The sequence below is a fragment of the Streptomyces sp. NPDC021356 genome, from assembly GCF_040641015.1.
Lineage (GTDB): Bacteria > Actinomycetota > Actinomycetes > Streptomycetales > Streptomycetaceae > Streptomyces.
Genome location: NZ_JBFACU010000015.1, coordinates 67,940 through 85,960, shown reverse-complemented (window position 1 = coordinate 85,960; position 18,021 = coordinate 67,940). Strand labels below are relative to the sequence as shown.

The following is an 18,021-nucleotide window of genomic DNA, read 5'->3' as shown; positions in this document are numbered from 1 at the left end:
CGCCGTCTCACTTCCGGACCTGGCACAGCCGGTCGACGAGGAGCTCGGGGAAGGTGCCGTCGGTCTCCAGGACGACGACGGCGTTGGCTCCGGGCTGCTCGGGGTAGCCCCGGTACAGGCCGCGGGTGTCGGCGACCAGGGCGCCGCGGGCAGCGCCGTCGGCGGTGTCGACGGTGACGTGCACGCGGGGCGCGAGTTTCGGGGTGACCTCGCCGACGGCGATGCCGGCCGCGAGCGGGTCGTGGCAGGCGGAGCCCCGGAAGGGCAGCGCCGTCTGCTCGTGGAAGGCGAAGTAGAAGTCGAGGATCTCACCGGCCAGCCTGCTCACCGGCGTACCCGTGGCGAGCAGCCGCTGCCGGTGCGCCTCGGTGAGGTTCTCCCGCATGGTCACGTCGAGCGGTACGAGGGTGAGGTCCCAGCCCGCCGCCAGGACGAGTGCGGCGGCCTCGGGGTCGTTGCCGATGTTGGCCTCGGCGACCGCGCTGATGTTGCCGGGGTGGTGGACGGCGCCGCCCATCACGGTGACGTGGGAGACGAGTTCCGGCAGCCGGGGCTCCTCGCGCAGGGCCAGCGCCAGGTTGGTCAGCGGGGCGGTGGCGAGGATGTGCAGGTCGCCGCCGGCCTTCCGGGCCGTGTCGATGATGAGGTCCACGGCGTGCCGGGGATCCGGCGCGGCGGCGGGCGCGGGCAGGTGTACGCCGCCGAGGCCGCCGTCGCCGTGCACGAAGCTCGCGTCGGCGTTCACGACGCCGCGCAGGGTGGCGTCGGCGCCGGCGGCGACGGGGACGCCGGTACGCCCGGCGGCCTCCAGGACCTGGAGGGTGTTGAGCGCGGCACGCTCGGCGCTGGTGTTGCCCGCGACCGTGGTGACCGCGCGCAGATCGACGCCCGGGGTCTGGCACAGGTACAGCAGCGCGACGGCGTCGTCGATGCCGGTGTCGCAGTCCATGAGCAGCGGACGGGAGGCGGTGACGGACATGGCGTCTCTTTCAGGGTGCGGCGGGGGCCGACGCGAGAGGACGCCGGCCGGGTGAACAAGCCCCGCTATTTGTCTGACAACTTTTGTAGAGCTGGCGAGAGGGTATGCACGCCGTCGCGGCGGACACAAGAGTGATCCCGCGCACATCGTCGGACCGCCCTCGGTCGGCCGGTTGTGCGTCGGGTCACCGTTGATGCCACTGTGCTGCCCCGGCGGACCCGCCCGGACGGCTTACCGGGACACGGGCTATGGTTGACCCAGCCGGAAGCCGGTGTCACCTCAAATGTCAGACATATATCGGGAGCCTCGATGCCTCGGCAGGGAGACCGCCGCCACTCACCCCGCGTCGAGCTCTACCAGCGCATCGTCGCGGCGATCGACGACGGCACCTTCCCGCCGGGGGCCCGGCTGCCCTCCGAACCGGACCTCGCCGCGCGGCTCGGCGTCAGCCGCCCCGCACTGCGCGAGGTGCTCATCCTGCTCCAGGAGGACGGGGTCATCACCCGCCGCCAGGGCTCCGGCAGCACCGTGAACCAACTGCCCCCCGCCCCCGGTCTGGAGCGGCTCCTGCCCGTCGAGGACCTGCTCGGCCCCGGCGCCGTACGCTGCCGGCGGCTCGCCGTCGACCTGGAGGAGCCCACCGACTTCTCCGGCTACCACCTGCGCCTGGCGCCCTCGGCGCGTGCCTGCTTCTGGGAGACGGTCGTCGACGTCGACGGCGTCCCGGCGTGCTTCGCGCACGAGTGGGCGGCCGACCGCACGGATCTCGAAGCCGTCGACCCGGCGCTCGCCGCCGTGTTCGACGCCGCACCCGAGGGACCGGCGACCACCATGCTCGCGGCGTTCCTCGCCGTCGCGCCCCGGTCGATGACGGCCCGCAGCACCCTGGGCGCCACCACGCTCGGCAAGGAGCGCGGCGCGGCCACCTCCCGTCCGCCGGAGACAGCGGCGCTCATCGTCACCCAGACCGTCGCCGTGTCCGGTCGCCCGGTGCTGGCAGCCAAGTACCTGTTCCCGGCCGGCGCCCCACTGCTGCACCTGGCGCCGCGCCGCTGACGGCCCGGGGATGCTCCCGGGCCCGGGCCCGGTCCCCGCGGTACGGACCGCGCGCAGGCGTCCGCCGTCCGGTGACCAGCCGGGGTGCCCTACTGCTACGTCGGGGCTGCCGTTGACGGTCCGGGATGCTCCCGGCCCGAGGCCGGTCCCCGCGGTACGGCCCCCGGACGGCTCGCGGTCGAGTCGGCCAGGGGCCGCGGTCGCGCTCATGCCGCCGGGCCGTGGCCGTGCGCCGTACCGTTCCTGCCCGGCACGGACCGCGCGCGGGCGGGCCTCCTCCGGCGCGGGCGTCCCGTGCCCGGCTACGCAGCCCTGCTGCATCGGGCGCCGCGCGGCTGAACGTCCGGGGACCCTCCCGTGCCCGGCCGACGGTACGGCCCCGGCCGAGCCGGTCGGCGGCCCCGTTCAGGCGTCCCGCGCCGCCCCCGTGCTCTCCCGTTCGATCAGCCGGGGCACCGGGACCCGCACCGTGCGGGCGGGGCCGCCGTCGAGCAGGGCCGTCAGCTCGCGGGCCGCCGTGCGGCCGAACTCCATGCTGTCCCGGGACAGGGCGGACAGCCATGGTCGGACCATGCGGCACAGGGCCGAGTCCTCCCAGGCCACCACCGACACGTCCGCCGGCACCGAGAAGCCCAGCTCGGTCGCGGCGGCCACGCCCGCCAGGGCCATCACGTCGTTGTCGTAGATCAGGGCCGTGGGAGGGGAGGGGGAGCCGAGGAGGCGGCGGGTGACGGCGGCGCCCTCGGCGTCCGAGTAGTCGGTGGTCACCGACCGCACGTCGCTCAGCCCGCGCCGCTCGGCCTCGGCGCGCAGCGTCCGGATCCGGCGTTCGGTGTGGGCGAGGCCGGCCAGGCCCGCGATGTGCGTGATGCGCCGGTGACCGAGCCCGTAGAGCCCGTCCACCACCGAGGCCATCGCGCCGGCGTCGTCCGCCCACACCGTGGAGAGACCGGGGTGCCGTTCGTCGGGAGCGCCCCCGATCACCACGGCGGGCAGGCCGAGTTCGTCGAGCAGGTCGGGGCGCGGGTCGTCGGTGCGCGGGTCGACGACGAGCACGCCGTCCACCCGGTGCTCGGCCCACCACCGGCGGTACACGTCGCACTCGTCGGGCACGTCCTCCACCACCTGGAAGAGCAGCCCGAGATGGCGCTCCGCCAGCACGTCCTGGATGCCGGAGACCAGTTGCAGGAAGAAGGAGTCCACGCCCAGCGTGTCGGCGGGCCGCGCCAGCACGAAACCGATCGTGGCGGCGCCCTCGCCGGACAGCGCGCGGGCCGCCGTGCTGGGCCGCCAGCCCAGTTGCTCGGCGACGCGGCGGACCCGGTCGCGGGTGACCTCGGAGACACCGGGCCGGCCGTTGAGCGCGAAGGAGACGGCGCTCTCCGAGACACCGGCGCGGCGTGCGATGTCCTTCATCGTCGGACGGCGCGCCGGGGAGCGCTTGGCCGGCATGTTCCCCCTCATTTCTCAGCGGTGATCGCTAAAGCGCTTGAGTGCCTGCACCCTAAAGCGCATTAGTCCTCACTCGCAAGTCCCTTCCCATGCCCCCCTGACCTGCACTAATGTGACCGAGGTTGCTTTAGCAGGGCTGAATCCATTGACTTTTCACGAACTCGGCATGCATCGTCACTGCCGACACCAGCCGCCGACGCCGCAAGGGAGCCGTGTCACCGTGCCCATATCCCGCAGAGCACTTGCCGCCGCCGCCATCACCGCCCTCGTCCTGCCGTTGAGCGCCTGTGGCTCCGGCGGCGACGACGCCGGTTCGACGGACGCCTCCGGCAAGGTCGAGGGCGACATCACCTTCCAGACCTGGAACCTGCGCGCCAACTTCAAGGACTACTTCGAGGGCGTGATCGGCGACTTCGAGAAGAAGTACCCCGGCACGCACGTCAAGTGGGTCGACCAGCCCGCCGAGGGCTACCCCGACAAGATCAGCGCGGACGCGGCCGGCGGCACCCTGCCCGACGTCGTCAACGTCGCCCCGGACCTGGTCGCGCCGCTCGCCAAGGCGGGCCTCGCGATGGACCTCGACAAGGCCGCCGCCAAGTACAAGGACGAGTACCTGCCCGGCGCCTGGGCCAGCCACCAGGTCCCCGGCCTGTCCGGCACGTACGCCTTCCCCTGGTACCTGAACACCGGCCCGCTGTTCTACAACAAGACGCTCTTCAAGCAGGCCGGTCTGGACGCCGAGAAGCCGCCGAAGACGTACGACGAACTCTTCACGGACGCCCTCCGGCTGGCGCAGAAGACCGGCGGCAAGGTCGCCACCCTCGCCAACGTGCCCACCATCGAGGACTTCGGCCGCTACGGCTCGACCCTGACGAACAAGGAAGGCACCGGCTTCGCCTTCAACGACGCCAAGGGCGTCGAACTGCTCACCAAGTACAAGCAGTTGTACGACGCCAAGGCCCTCGACCCGCAGGCGCTGACCGCCACCCCGGAGTCGACCGGCAAGAAGTTCCTCACCGGTGCCGTCGCCATGAACCCGGGCAGCGCCCTGGACCTGGACAACTTCAAGAAGCAGGCGCCGAACCTGTACAAGAACATCGGCATCACCGACCAGATCACCAGCACCGGTCACGTCAACATGTACGTGCAGGGCCTGATGGTGAACGCGAAGACCAGGAACACGCCGACCGCGGTCGCCTTCGCGCACTTCGTCACGGACGCCGAGCACCAGATGTCGTTCGCCAAGAAGGTCGCCATCTTCCCGAGCACCGCGGGCTCGCTGAACGACCCGTACTTCACCAAGGAGGACGGCACCGACGAGACCCGCGTCCGCATCGCCGCCGCCAAGTCCCTGAAGACCGCGGTCAACTACACGCCCGTGCAGTTCAGCGACCAGATGAAGACCGCGCTGCGCAACGAGGTCGCCAAGGCGCTCCAGGGCAAGCAGAGCCCCAAGGACGCGCTCGACAACGCTGTCAAGGCGTGTGACCAGCTTCTGAAGCAGCAGGGATAACGCACCATGTCCACCTCGACCGTCTCCCGGGCGCCCGCCGCGCGCCCGGACGGGCGTCCCGGCCGCCGCGCCACAGGCCGCCCGGCGACCCGGGTACGACGCCAACTGCCCACCAGCCCCTGGCTGTTCGCGGCCCCCGGACTGCTGGTCACCGGCGCCTTCATCCTGTACCCGTTCGTCTCCACGGTGATCAACGCCTTCACCGACCGCCGCACCCTGCTCCCGGGCCACTTCGTCGGCCTCGCCAACTTCCGCGAGCTGCTGCACGACGACGCCTTCTGGATCGGCCTGCGCAACAGCACGCTGTACATGGTCGGCGTCGTCCCGGCGCTGGTGATCCTGCCGCTGCTGCTCGCCATGCTGGTGCAGAAGAACATCCCCGGCATCACCTTCTTCCGGTCCGCCTTCTACACCCCGGTCGTCGCCTCGATCGTCGTGGTCGGCCTGATCTGGGTGTGGATGCTGGACGAGCGCGGCCTGGTGAACTCGCTCCTGGAGACGGTCGGGCTGGGCAAGGTCGGCTTCCTCAGCGACCAGTGGCTGCTGCTGATCAGCGCCATGGCCGTCACGGTCTGGAAGGGCCTCGGCTACTACATGATCGTCTACCTCGCGGCGCTCGCCAACGTACCCCGCGAACTGCACGAGGCCGCGGCCGTGGACGGGGCGGGCGCGGTGCGCCGCTTCTTCACCGTCACCGTGCCCGCCGTCCGCTCCACCATGGTCCTGGTCGCCGCGCTCTCCTCGGTCGCCGCCTTCAAGGTGTTCTCCGAGGTGTACCTGATGGCCGGCCCGAGCGGCGGCCCGGCCGGCGAGGACACCACCCTCGTGATGCTCATCCAGCGCACCGGCACCGGCCTGACCGGACGCGTCGGCTACGCCTCCGCCATCTCCCTGGTCGTCTTCGTCATCACCGTGATCCTCATGCTGCTCGTCCTACGCGCCGACCGGAAGGAGGACGCGTGAGCGCCGTGGAGACCCCGGCCGGCAAGACCCCGGCGCGCCCCCGCAAGCCCCGCTTCACCGACGAGAACGGCCGCCGCTACCGGGTGTGGGAACTGGTCCTGCGCTACGTGCTGCTGCTCGCCGTCCTCGCCCTGACCGTCGGCCCGTTCGTGTGGCAGCTGTCCACCTCGCTCAAGGGCCCCACCGAGGACATCTTCAGCTCCCCGCCGAAGTTCCTGCCCGGCCACCCCACCCTGCACAACTACGAGCGGGTCGCCGACACCATCCCGGTCTGGGACTACGCCTTCAACTCCCTCAAGGTCGCCGCCGCCAACGTCGTCACCAACTGCGTCGGCTCGGCCCTGGCCGGGTACGCCCTGGCCCGGCTGCGCTACCGCGGCCGCAGGGTGGCCACCCTCGTCTTCGTGCTGGCCATGCTCGTGCCCGCCGAGGGCATCATCATCGCCCAGTTCACGACCATGCGGGAGCTGGGCCTGAACAACACGCTCGTCGGCGTCCTGCTGCCCGGCGCCATCGCGTCCCTGAACGTGCTGCTGATGCGCAACGCCTTCCTCAACCTGCCCTACGAGATCGAGGAGGCCGCCTACGTCGACGGCGCCAACGTCTGGCAGCGGTTCCTGCGGATCGCCCTGCCGTCGGTCAAGGGCACCCTCGCCGTCGTGGCGATCTTCGCCTTCATGGGCGCCTGGGACGACTTCCTGTGGCCGCTGATCGTGCTCAGCGACCCCTCCAGGTTCACCCTGACCATCGGCCTCAACTACCTGCACGGCACCTTCGCCAACGACGAGCGGCTCGTCGCCGCCGGCACCGTCATCGCCGTGGCCCCGCTGATCGCCCTCTTCGCCTGCCTCCAGCGCTACTTCTTCCGCGGGGTCGGCGAGGGCGCGGTCAAGGGCTGACCGGGGCGGCCCCGCCCGGGCCGCCCCCCGCCGCACGCCATCGCGCCTGACAGGGCCGAACACCGTACCCCCACCGCAAGGACCCCGCATGCCTTCTGCCGTGCGCTTCGGCGTCAACTACACCCCGAGCCAGGGGTGGTTCCACCACTGGCTCGACTTCGACCTCGACTCCGTACGCGCCGACCTGGACTCCATCGCCGCGCTCGGCCTGGACCACATCCGCGTCTTCCCGCTGTGGCCCTACTTCCAGCCCGACCGCGCCCTGATCCGGCCCCGGGCCGTGGAGCAACTGGTGGACCTGGTCGACGCGGCCGGGGAACGCGGGCTCGACGTCAACGTGGACGGCCTGCAAGGACACCTGTCCAGCTTCGACTTCCTGCCCGCCTGGACCCGCACCTGGCACCGCCGCAACCTGTTCACCGACCCCGAGGTCCTCGACGGCCAGGCCACCTACCTGCGCACCCTCGCCGCCGCCCTCGCCGACCGCTCCAACTTCCTGGGCATGACCCTCGGCAACGAGGTCAACCAGTTCTCCGCCGGACCCCACCCCGACCCGGACCGGGCCACGGCCGACCAGATCGACGCCTGGCTGGAGCGCATGCTCGCCGCCTGCGAGAAGGGCGCCCCCGGCAAGCTGCACCTGCACGCAGAGTACGACGCCACCTGGTACCAGGACGACATGCCGTTCACCCCCGCCCAGGCCGCCCGGCACGGCGCCCTCACCGCCGTCCACTCGTGGGTCTTCAACGGCACCGCCCAGCGCCACGGCCGCACCTCCGTGCCCACCGAGCACCACGCCGCCTACCTGATCGAACTCAGCAAGGCCTGGGCCGGCGACCCGCACCGCCCCGTCTGGCTCCAGGAGGTCGGCGCACCCGCCCCGCTGATCCCCGCCGAGCACGCCGCCGCCTTCACCGCGGCCACGGTGGCGGGCGCGCTGGACTGCCCCGACCTGTGGGGCATCACCTGGTGGTGCTCCCACGACGTCTCCCGCGAGCTGGCCGACTTCCCCGAACTCGAATACAGCCTCGGCCTGCTCACCAACGACCGCCGGCCCAAGGACATCGCCCGCACGCTCGCGCGCGCCGCCCGCGAGCACACCTACGCCCCGGCCCCGCGCACCACCGCCCTCGCCGTCCCCGCCGACCCGGCGGCCCGCTCCCGCTGCGCGCCCGGCGGCGACGTCTTCGAGGCGTTCTTCCGGCTGACCGCCGACGGCGTCCGCCCCACCACCGTCCTCGACACCCGGGCGGCCGACCAGGACCACCTGGCCGCCCGCGGCATCACGCACGTCGTCACGCCCGACCAGGTACTCCCCAACCCACCAGGAGGCACCCGCTCGTGAGCCAGCACCCCGCCCGACGCCCCGCCCACCCCGACGGCCGCCCCGGCCGCCGCGCCGTCCTGCTCGCCGGCGCCGCCTCGGCGTTCCTGCCCGCGCTGACCGCACCGCCCGCCCAGGCCGCGGCGGCAGCGCCGGACGCCGGTGCCGCCCCCGGCGCCGCCGCGTCCCTCCAGCCGTACGCCTCCTACTGGTACCCCGACTCGCTGCCCGCCGGCAGTCCGGGCGCCGGCATCACCTGGCGCAGTCTGAAGGCCTGGCGCGCCGGCACGGACACCGACCTCGCCTTCAACGCGGCCTCCGTCCCGCTCGCCCCCCGCTTCACCCCGGTCCCGGCGAACGCCACCGCGCGCACCGGGCAGGCCCGCATCCAGTCCCTGGTCTCCTTCGGCCCCACCGCGGGCAACCCCTCCCAGGGCTCGGCCACCGCCGACTACTACGCCCTCACCCACTGGGCGTACCTGGACGAACTGGTCTTCTGGGGCGGCTCGTCCGGCGAGGGCCTGATCCTCGCCCCGAACGCGCCGATCGTGGACGCGGCCCACCGGCACGGCGTCCCCGTCCTCGGCAACGTCTTCCTGCCGCCCGCCGCCTACGGCGGACAGCTCCAGTGGACCCGCGACCTGGTCCAGAAGGACGCGGCCGGCCACCACCCGCTCGCCGCCCAGCTCGTCGCGGTCGCCGCCGCGTACGGCTTCGACGGCTGGTTCGTCAACGCCGAGACCGGGGGCGGCGACAGCGCGCTCGGCGCCGGCATGCTCGGTTTCGTGAGCGAGCTGAAGACGCTCGCCGCCGCCCGGGGGCAGCGGGTCACCTGGTACGACGCCATGACCGTGGACGGGTCGGTGAGCTGGCAGGGCGCGCTCGACGAGCGGAACCAGGCCCTCTTCCAGGCCGCCGACGACATGTTCGTCGACTTCCGCTGGAGCGCGGGCTCGCTCGCGTCGTCCGGGCGCAGGGCCGAACAGCTCGGACGCAGCCGCTACGAGCTGTGGGCGGGCGTCGACGTCGAGTCCAACGGCTCGAACACCTCCGTGGACTGGGACGCGATCGTGCCGACAGGCGCCGCGCACACCACCTCCCTCGGCCTCTACCGCCCCGAGTGGACCCGCGGCCACCTGCCCGCGGGCCACACACCGGAGGCCTTCCACGCCGCCGACGACCGGTTCTGGACCGGCCGCTCCCTCGACCCGTCGCGCCCCGACCACGCCGACAGCTGGCGGGCGCCCGCCCTGTCCGTGGCCGACCGGTCCACGGTCACCGCGCTGCCCTTCGCCAGCGTCTTCAACACCGGACACGGACTGCGCTGGTACGAGCGGGGCGAGGTCGCCTCCGACGCCCCCTGGAACCACCTCGGCCTCCAGGACCGGCTGCCCTCGCGGCGCTGGAGCGTGCGCACCGACGGGCAGCGGCCCGCCGTCTCCTTCGACTTCGCGGACGCCTGGCACGGCGGCAGCAGCGTCCTGGTGGAGGGCGCGCTCGACCGGCCCGCCGTCGTGGACCTGTACGCCACGCGGCTGCCGCTCGGCCGCAACACCGTCGTCGAACTCACCCACCGCGCCGACGCGGGCGACGTACGGGTCGAGCTGGCCGTGGCGACCGCCGAGCCGGACGCGGCCGGGGCGGCGCCGCCGTACACGTACCTGCCGCTGCCGGCCGGGACCGGCAAGGGCTGGCGGACCACGGCCGTACGGCTCACCGGCCGCTCCGGCACCGTGCACGCCCTCGGGGTGCGGCTCACCAGCACCGGCGGCGGCCCGGTGCGCTGGCGGCTCGGCGCCCTCGCCGTCCGCGACAAGGCCGCCACCCCGGCCGCCCCGGACAAGGCCCGCGTCACCGCCGCCGCGGGCGGCGACCTCCGTCTGGCCTGGCACCACCGGGCACCGGGAACGGTCCGTCACTACACGGTGCACCGCGTCCTGCCCGACGGCAGCCGCCGCTTCCTCGGCGCCACCGGCCAGCGGGCCCACTTCGTCACCGGCCTGGCTCCCGCCCCGGGCGAGCGCGCCGTACGGTTCGAGGTACGGGCGGTGGGGGAGCTGTACACCTCCTCGGCCGCCGCCACCGTCACCCACCCCTGGTAACCACCCGCCGATCCACCCGCCCAAGCACGACCTACGGAGCATTCCGCATGCATGACGACCGCAGCCTGGTCGAAGCCCGCCTCAAGCGCGTCCTCGACGAGCGCATCCGCCCCGCCGTGTACCCCGAGTCCGTCCCGCTGGACGTCGCGGTGTGGCACGCGCCCGGCGAGCCCGTGCCGGTGGCCGAGGGGCTGGCCGCCGCGCCCGAGCCGATCGAGGTGGGCGCCCGCTGGGGTGCTCCGTGGGGCACCAGCTGGTTCCGGGTGACCGGCACGGTGCCCGAGGCGTGGGCCGGCCGGACCGTCGAGGCCCTGCTCGACCTCGGCTTCGACGAGAACATGCCCGGCTTCCAGTGCGAGGGACTGGTCTACCGGCCCGACGGCACCCCGGTGAAGGGCCTCAACCCGCGCAACCAGTGGGTGAGGATCGGCGCCCCCGTCGCGGGCGGCGAGGAGGTGCGCCTGCACGTCGAGGCCGCCTCCAACCCCGTCATCCTCGACTACCACCCCTTCCTGCCCACCCAGCTCGGCGACAAGGAGACCGCCGGCAGCGACCCGCAGTACACGCTGACGCGGATGGACCTCGCCGTCTTCGACGAGACCGTCTGGCAGCTGGTCATCGACCTGGAGGTGCTCGGCGAGCTGATGGCCGAGCTGCCGGCGGACTCCCAGCGCCGCTACGAGATCCTGCGCGCCGTGGACCGGGCCCTCGACCTGGTCGACCTCCAGGACGTGAACGGCACCGCCGAGCGCGCCCGCGCCCAGCTCGCCGGTGTTCTCGCCGCGCCCGCCGTGCCCTCCGCGCACCGCATCAGCGCGGTCGGCCACGCGCACATCGACTCGGCGTGGCTGTGGCCGCTGCGCGAGACCGTGCGCAAGGTGGCCCGTACGACGTCCAACATGACCGCCCTCCTGGAGGACGAGCCCGACTTCGTCTTCGCCATGTCCCAGGCGCAGCAGTGGGCGTGGATCAAGGAGCACCGGCCCGAGGTGTGGGCGCGGGTCAAGAAGGCGGTCGCGGACGGGCGGTTCGTGCCGGCCGGCGGCATGTGGGTGGAGTCCGACACCAACATGCCCGGCTCGGAGGCCATGGCCCGCCAGTTCGTGCACGGCAAGCGGTTCTTCCTCGACGAGTTCGGCGTCGAGAACGACGAGGCGTGGCTGCCCGACACCTTCGGGTTCGCCGCGGGCCTGCCCCAGATCATCAAGGCAGCCGGCTCCAAGCGGCTGCTGACGCAGAAGATCTCCTGGTCGCAGACGAACAAGTTCCCCCACCACACCTTCCAGTGGGAGGGCATCGACGGCACCCGCATCTTCACGCACTTCCCGCCCGTCGACACCTACAACTGCTCCATGAAGGGCAGCGAGATCGCGCACGCGGCCCGCAACTTCAAGGACAAGGGCGTCGCCCGGCACTCGCTCGCGCCCACCGGCTGGGGCGACGGCGGCGGCGGCACCACGCGCGAGATGGTGGCCAAGGCCGCCCGCCTGCGCGACCTCGAAGGCTCCGCGCAGGTCGTGTGGGAGACCCCCGAGGCCTTCTTCGACAAGGCCGAGGCCGAGTACCCCGAACCGCCCGTCTGGGTCGGCGAGCTGTACCTGGAGCTGCACCGCGCCACCCTCACCAGCCAGGCCAAGACCAAGCAGGGCAACCGGCGCAGCGAACACCTGTTGCGCGAGGCGGAGTTGTGGGCGGCGACGGCGGCCGTGCGCGCCGGGTTCCCCTACCCGTACGAGGACCTGGACCGGATCTGGAAGACGGTCCTGCTCCACCAGTTCCACGACATCCTGCCCGGCTCGTCCATCGCCTGGGTGCACCGCGAGGCACGCGCCACCTACGACCGGGTCGCCGCCGAGCTGGACGCGATCATCGACGGCGCCCAGCGCGCCCTGGCCGGCGAGGGCACGGCGCCGCTCGTCTTCAACGCGGCCCCGCACACCCGCGCCGGGGTCCCGGCGGGCGGCGCCGCCGCACGGGCCGCCGAGGGCGAGACCCGGATCAGCCCGCGCGCGGGCGGCGGTCACGTCCTGGACAACGGCCTGCTGCGCGTCGAGATCGACGAACGGGGCCTGGTCGTCTCGGCGTACGACATCGAGGCCGACCGCGAGAGCGTCGCCCCCGGCCGGGCCGCGAACCTCCTCCAGCTGCACCCCGACTTCCCCAACATGTGGGACGCCTGGGACGTGGACGAGTTCTACCGCAACACCGTGACCGACCTGACGGACGCGGACTCGGTCACCGCGGGCGAGGACGGCACCTCGGTGCGGATCGTCCGCTCCTTCGGCTCCTCCCGCGTCACCCAGGTCCTGTCGCTGTCGGCGGGGGAGCGGCGGCTGGTGGTGGACACGGAGGTCGACTGGCACGAGACGGAGAAGTTCCTCAAGCTGGCCTTCCCGCTGGACGTGCACGCCGAACGGTACGCCTCCGAAACCCAGTTCGGGCACTTCCACCGGCCCACCCACACCAACACCTCGTGGGAGGCGGCCAAGTTCGAGGCCTGCAACCACCGGTTCGTGCACGTCGCCGAGCCCGGGTGGGGCGTCGCGCTCGTCAACGACTCGACGTACGGCCACGACGTGACCCGGGCCGTCCGCACCGACGGCGACCTGGGCACGACCACCACCGTCCGGGTGTCGCTGCTGCGCGCGCCGCGCTTCCCCGACCCGGAGACCGACCAGGGCGTCCACCGCTTCCGGCACGCCCTGGTGCCCGGCGCGGACATCGCCGACGCGGTGCGCGAGGGCTGGCGGATCAACGTCCCCGAGCGGCGGCTGACCGGCGCCGGGGAGGTCGCCCCGCTGGTGGGCGTCGACGCCGACGCGGTCGTCGTGACGGCGGTGAAGCTGGCCGACGACGGCAGCGGTGACGTGGTCGTCCGCTTCCACGAGGCCCACGGCGGCCGGGCCCGGGCCACGCTGACGGCCGGCTTCGAGGTCGCCGGGGCGACGGTCACGGACCTGCTGGAGCGGCCCCTGGCCGACGCGGCGCCCGTGGAGCGCGAGGGCGGCCGGGTCGCGGTCCGGCTGCGCCCGTTCGAGCTGGTGACGCTGCGGCTGCGGCGCGCCTGAGCCTGCCGCGCAGGGCGGCCCCACGAGCGATCGCCGGGCCGCCCTGCCGCGTCTCGCGCGCGGGCGCAGCCGTCCTCCTGCTGCCCCACCTGGCTCCGGCCCCCTACTGCCCCGTCTGCGCGCGCAGCCATTCCTCCACCTCGCCGACGTGGGCCGCCGCTGCCGCGCGGGCCGCTTCCGGGTCGCGGGCGGTCAGGGCGCGGAAGATCGCCGCGTGTTCGCGGCGGGTGCGGGCGAAGGCGCCCTCCTCCTGGTAGCCGCGCCAGACCCGGGCGCGGAACGTGCGCGAGGACAGGCCGTCCAGGATCGCGGCCATCGTCTCGTTGCCCGCGGCCGCCGCGATCTCCCGGTGGAAGGCGAGGTCGTGGGCGAGGATCTCCTCCGGGTCGTCGGTGGCGTTCATCGCCATCAGGTGCTTCTCCACCTCGGCCAGCCGGTCCGGGGTGATCCGCGCCGCCGCCAGCGCGCTCGCCGTCGACTCCAGGACGCGGCGCACCTCCAGCAGCTCCACCAGGCGCGGTCCGCGCGTCAGGTCGGCCACGACACCGAACGTCTCCAGCAGGTCGCCGGCCTCCAGCTGGGTGACGTATATGCCGGAGCCGTGCCGGGCCTCCAGCACGCCGAGCACGGTGAGCGCGCGGATCGCCTCGCGCATCGAGCTGCGGGAGATCCCCAGTCCGGCGGCCAAGTCGCGTTCGGTGGGCAGCCGTTGGCCAGGCTCCAGCCGCCCCTCGGCGATCATCGCCTTGATCTGCTCGATGGCGCGCTGCGTCACCGTGCCCTTCGGTCCGGCATGCGCGGCGCTCGCCGCGCCGTCCGGCTCCGTCTGCGCCCGCTGGGCCGGCCCGGTCGCGGTCTCCTCCACGCCACTCCTCCTGTCGCCGTGCGCCGCAGTCTAACCACCGATGTGGTCGGACCACTATGGCCGCAAGGACGGAAAACCTGGCTCCGAAGGGTGTTGTGCGCGCCAAGTGGTCTGATAAGTATGCGGCAACTGCTCGATCTCGCTCGATGAGGAGCCGACAGATGGCCGGCACAGAAGTGCGGAACGGACGGCAAGGCAGGCGGCGGCACGGCAGGCGGACCTGTGCGTGGGCGGTGCGCGCGACGGCCGTGGCCGCCTGCGGCGCCCTGGCGCTGACGGCGTGCGGCAGCACCAAGGACAGCGGCGCCGCCGGAGCCAAGGGCGACGGAAGCGGCAAGGTCGGGGTGATCCTGCCCCTGCTGACCTCGCCGTTCTGGCAGTCGTACAACGACTACGTGCCCAAGATGGCCACGGCACAGGGCGTCGACGCGATGAAGACGGTCAACTCCAACAGCGACCCCTCGCAGCAGATCACCGACATCAACAACGAGCTGAACCAGGGCGTCAAGGGCCTGGTCGTGGCCCCCCTGGACAGTGCCGCCATCCAGGCCGGCCTCGACCAGGCCGAGCGCAAGGGCGTCCCGGTGGTCGCCGTCGACGTGGCACCGGACAAGGGCAAGGTCGCCATGGTCGTACGGGCGGACAACGTCGCCTACGGCCAGAAGGCCTGCCAGTACCTCGGCGCGCACATCAGCTCCGGCAAGGTCGTGCAGATCATGGGAGACCTCGCCTCCGTCAACGGCCGTGAGCGCTCGGAGGCGTTCCGCGCCTGCGTGAAGAAGAACTTCCCGAAGCTGAAGGTCCTTGAGATCCCCGCCAAGTGGGAGTCCGACACCGCGGCCGCCGAACTGGACACGCTCCTGAACGCCAACCCCGACCTCAAGGGCATCTACATGCAGGCCGGCGGCGTCTACCTCGCGCCCACCCTGCAGACCCTGAAGTCCAAGAACATGCTGAAGAAGGCCGGGACGGCCGGGCACATCGCGATCGTCTCCAACGACGGCATCCCGCAGGAGTTCGACGCGATCCGCAAGGGCGAGATCGACGCGACCGTCTCGCAGCCCGCCGACGCCTACGCCAAGTACGGCATGTACTACGTCAAGGCGGCCATGCAGGGCAAGACCTTCGAGCCCGGCCCGACCGGCCACGGCTCCACCATCGTGAAGCTGCCGAACGGCACCCTGGAGGACCAGCTGCCCGCGCCCCTGGTCACCAAGGACGACGTCGACGACCCCAAGCTGTGGGGCAACACGGTCGAATGAGCATCCCCGACACGGCCCCGCTGGTCGAGGCGCGGGGCGTCACCAAACGCTACGGCCCCACCGTCGCCCTCGCCGACGGCAGGCTCACCGTACGGACCGGCGAGTCCCACGCCCTGGTCGGCCGCAACGGCGCCGGCAAGTCCACCCTCGTCACCCTCCTCACCGGGCTCCAGGCCCCCGACGCGGGCGAGGTCCGCTTCGACGGCGAGAGCGCGCCCCCGCTCACCGACCGCGACGCCTGGCGCCGCAAGGTCGCCTGCGTGTACCAGAAGCCGACCGTCGTCCCCGAACTCACCGTGGCCGAGAACCTGTTCATCAACCGGCAGCCGACCGGGCGCGGGGGGCTCATCAGCTGGCGGCGGCTGCACCGGGAGGCCGCCGACCTCCTCGCCACCTGGGACGTGCGCGTCGACCCCGAGGCCCGCACGAGCGAACTCAAGGTCGAGGACCGGCAGATGGTCGAGATCGCGCGGGCGCTGAGCTTCGGCGCGCGGTTCATCGTCCTGGACGAACCCACCGCCCAGCTCGACAACCGCGAGATCGAGCGGCTGTTCACCCGCATGCGGACCCTGCAGGACTCCGGGGTCACCTTCCTGTTCATCTCGCACCACCTCCAGGAGGTGTACGAGGTCTGCCAGACGGTCACCGTGCTGCGCGACGCCCGCTGGATCACCACCGTCCCGGTCGCCGACCTGCCCAAGGCGGCCCTGGTCGAGGCCATGGCGGGCGAGACGGTCACCGAGGGCGACCTCGCGCGCGAACCGGTCGCCGCCCACGCCCCCGTCGTGCTGGCGGCGCACCGGCTCACCTCGGGTGCCTACCAGGACATCGACCTCACCGTGCGCGGCGGCGAGGTCGTGGGCCTGGCCGGCTCCAGCGGCAGCGGGAAGATCGAACTGGCCGAGTCCTTCGCGGGCCTGCACACCCCCAGCGGCGGCACCGCCGAACTCGACGGCCGCGCAATGCCGTTCGGCGACGTGCGGGCAGCGCTGACGGCGGGCGTCGGCTGCGTCCCGCGCGACCGGCACGAGCAGGGACTGGTGGCCGGGATGACCGTCGGCGACAACGCGACGCTCAGCGTCCTCGACCGCCTCGGCCGCCACGGCTTCGTCTCCACCGGCGCCCGGCGCGGCTTCGCCCGCGAGCTGATCGACCGCCTCGGCATCCACACCGAGGGCCCCGAGCAGCCCGTGTCCGACCTGTCCGGCGGCAACGCGCAGAAGGTCGTCATGGCCCGCGCCCTCGCCCGCGACCCCCGCCTCCTCGTCCTCGTCAACCCCACCGCCGGCGTCGACGTGAAGTCCAAGGAGTCCCTGCTGGCGCGCATGGACAGCGCCCGGGACGACGGCACCGCCGTGCTCGTCGTCTCCGACGAACTCGACGACCTGCGGCGCTGCGACCGCGTCCTCGTCCTCTTCCACGGCCGGATCGTCGCCGAGCACCGGGCGGGCTGGCGCGACCACGAGCTGATCGCCTCCATCGAAGGAGTGGACCATGGCTGACACCAAGGCGGCCCCGCCGCTCGCGCCCCCGCACACCGCCGGCGCCGGGTCGGCCAGGACCGTCCTGCTGCGCCGCGCCCGCGAACTGGCGCTCGTCCCCGCCCTGTTGCTGCTCATGGTGCTCGGTGCGGTCGTCAACGACTCGTTCCTCACCGAACGCAACCTGATCTCCATCCTCGGGTCGTCCGCCGCGCTCGCCATGGTGGTCCTCGCCGAGTCACTGGTGCTGATCACCGGCAAGTTCGACCTCTCCCTGGAATCGGTCGTGGGCATCGCCCCCGCTGTCGGCGCCCTGCTCGTCCTGCCCACCGCCCAGTCGGGCTGGGGCACCGAACTGGACGCCCCGCTAGCCCTGTTCGCGATCCTCGTCGCCGGCGCGGTCGTCGGCGCCTTCAACGGCCTCCTGGTCGTCAAGTTCAGACTCAACGCGTTCATCGTGACGCTCGCGATGCTGATCGTGCTGCGCGGCCTGCTGGTCGGCGCGACCAAGGGCAAGACGCTCTTCGGCATGCCCGACAGCTTCACCTCCCTGGCCACCACCACCTTCCTCACCATCCCCATGTCGGTGTGGCTGGCCGCCGTCGCCTTCGCCCTCACCGGCCTGGTCCTCAAGTACCACCGCGTCGGCCGCGCCCTGTACGCCATCGGCGGCAACGCGGAGGCGGCCCGCGCCGCCGGGATCCGCGTGGAGCGCGTCATGCTCGGCGTGTTCGTCGTCGCCGGCGTCCTCGCCTCCGTCGGCGGCATCATGCAGACCGGCTACGTCGGCGCGATCAGCGCCAACCAGGGCCAGAACATGATCTTCACGGTGTTCGCGGCCGCGGTCATCGGCGGCATCAGCCTCGACGGCGGCCGGGGCACCATGTTCGGTGCGCTCACCGGCGTCCTCCTGCTCGGCGTGGTGCAGAACCTGCTCACCCTCGCCCAGGTGCCGTCGTTCTGGATCCAGGCCATCTACGGCGGGATCATCCTGGTCGCTCTCGTGATCGCCCGCGTGACGACGGGCCGCGCCCAGGACTGACCGTGCAGGTCCCAC

Annotated in this window: 13 protein-coding genes; 10 read left to right on the top strand and 3 right to left on the bottom strand. The window is 72.6% G+C overall.

The genetic code is table 11. The annotated features are described in order from the left end of the window. Positions 1-7 precede the first annotated feature (7 nt). Complete coding sequence (locus AB0G56_RS21495) at positions 8-979, bottom strand: nucleoside hydrolase (protein ID WP_360971644.1); 972 nt, start codon at positions 977-979, stop codon at positions 8-10. Between the two features lie 309 nt (positions 980-1,288). Between AB0G56_RS21495 and AB0G56_RS21490 the strand changes: the two genes are divergently transcribed. Further along, entirely contained in the window at positions 1,289-2,035 is a 747-nt protein-coding gene (locus tag AB0G56_RS21490) for a GntR family transcriptional regulator (RefSeq protein ID WP_360971642.1), read from the top strand. A gap of 405 nt (positions 2,036-2,440) precedes the next feature. On the opposite strand, the gene AB0G56_RS21485 is transcribed toward AB0G56_RS21490, so the two are convergent. Then, positions 2,441-3,487, bottom strand: a complete 1,047-nt coding sequence (locus tag AB0G56_RS21485) for a LacI family DNA-binding transcriptional regulator (RefSeq protein ID WP_360971639.1) — start codon at positions 3,485-3,487, stop codon at positions 2,441-2,443. A 220-nt stretch (positions 3,488-3,707) separates the two neighbouring features. Between AB0G56_RS21485 and AB0G56_RS21480 the strand changes: the two genes are divergently transcribed. The 6 genes from AB0G56_RS21480 to AB0G56_RS21455 all read left to right on the top strand — a co-directional run bounded on the left by AB0G56_RS21480 (position 3,708) and on the right by AB0G56_RS21455 (position 13,356). Continuing rightward, positions 3,708-5,000 carry a sugar ABC transporter substrate-binding protein gene (locus tag AB0G56_RS21480; protein ID WP_360971636.1) on the top strand — a complete coding sequence of 431 codons (1,293 nt, stop codon included), beginning with the start codon at positions 3,708-3,710 and terminating at the stop codon, positions 4,998-5,000. A 6-nt stretch (positions 5,001-5,006) separates the two neighbouring features. Further along, a complete protein-coding gene (locus AB0G56_RS21475) occupies positions 5,007-5,963 on the top strand; it encodes a sugar ABC transporter permease (RefSeq protein WP_360971633.1) in 957 nt (318 codons plus the stop codon). Beyond that, positions 5,960-6,862: a carbohydrate ABC transporter permease gene (locus AB0G56_RS21470; RefSeq protein WP_360971630.1), complete on the top strand. Its 903-nt coding sequence runs from the start codon at positions 5,960-5,962 to the stop codon at positions 6,860-6,862. The genes AB0G56_RS21475 and AB0G56_RS21470 overlap by 4 nt, the downstream gene beginning before the upstream one ends. Positions 6,863-6,950: 88 nt before the next feature. Continuing rightward, positions 6,951-8,207, top strand: coding sequence for a glycosyl hydrolase (locus tag AB0G56_RS21465; protein ID WP_360971627.1), 1,257 nt, complete (start codon positions 6,951-6,953; stop codon positions 8,205-8,207). Next, positions 8,204-10,288, top strand: coding sequence for an endo-beta-N-acetylglucosaminidase (locus AB0G56_RS21460; RefSeq protein ID WP_360971624.1), 2,085 nt, complete (start codon positions 8,204-8,206; stop codon positions 10,286-10,288). The genes AB0G56_RS21465 and AB0G56_RS21460 overlap by 4 nt, the downstream gene beginning before the upstream one ends. A 47-nt stretch (positions 10,289-10,335) precedes the next feature. Continuing rightward, a complete protein-coding gene (locus AB0G56_RS21455; protein ID WP_360971621.1) occupies positions 10,336-13,356 on the top strand; it encodes a glycoside hydrolase family 38 C-terminal domain-containing protein in 3,021 nt (1,006 codons plus the stop codon). A 103-nt stretch (positions 13,357-13,459) separates the two neighbouring features. On the opposite strand, the gene AB0G56_RS21450 is transcribed toward AB0G56_RS21455, so the two are convergent. After that, a complete protein-coding gene (locus AB0G56_RS21450; protein WP_360971884.1) occupies positions 13,460-14,131 on the bottom strand; it encodes a FadR/GntR family transcriptional regulator in 672 nt (223 codons plus the stop codon). 251 nt (positions 14,132-14,382) lie between these two features. On the opposite strand from AB0G56_RS21450, the gene AB0G56_RS21445 reads away from it, so the two are divergent. From AB0G56_RS21445 to AB0G56_RS21435, 3 genes are read left to right on the top strand one after another with little or no spacing between them, the layout of a single operon-like run. Next, positions 14,383-15,483 carry a sugar ABC transporter substrate-binding protein gene (locus tag AB0G56_RS21445; RefSeq protein WP_360971618.1) on the top strand — a complete coding sequence of 367 codons (1,101 nt, stop codon included), beginning with the start codon at positions 14,383-14,385 and terminating at the stop codon, positions 15,481-15,483. After that, positions 15,480-16,985: a sugar ABC transporter ATP-binding protein gene (locus AB0G56_RS21440; protein WP_360971615.1), complete on the top strand. Its 1,506-nt coding sequence runs from the start codon at positions 15,480-15,482 to the stop codon at positions 16,983-16,985. Before AB0G56_RS21445 ends, AB0G56_RS21440 begins: the two co-directional genes overlap by 4 nt. Next, positions 16,978-18,006 carry an ABC transporter permease gene (locus tag AB0G56_RS21435; RefSeq protein ID WP_360971612.1) on the top strand — a complete coding sequence of 343 codons (1,029 nt, stop codon included), beginning with the start codon at positions 16,978-16,980 and terminating at the stop codon, positions 18,004-18,006. The genes AB0G56_RS21440 and AB0G56_RS21435 overlap by 8 nt, the downstream gene beginning before the upstream one ends. Positions 18,007-18,021: the final 15 nt, after the last annotated feature.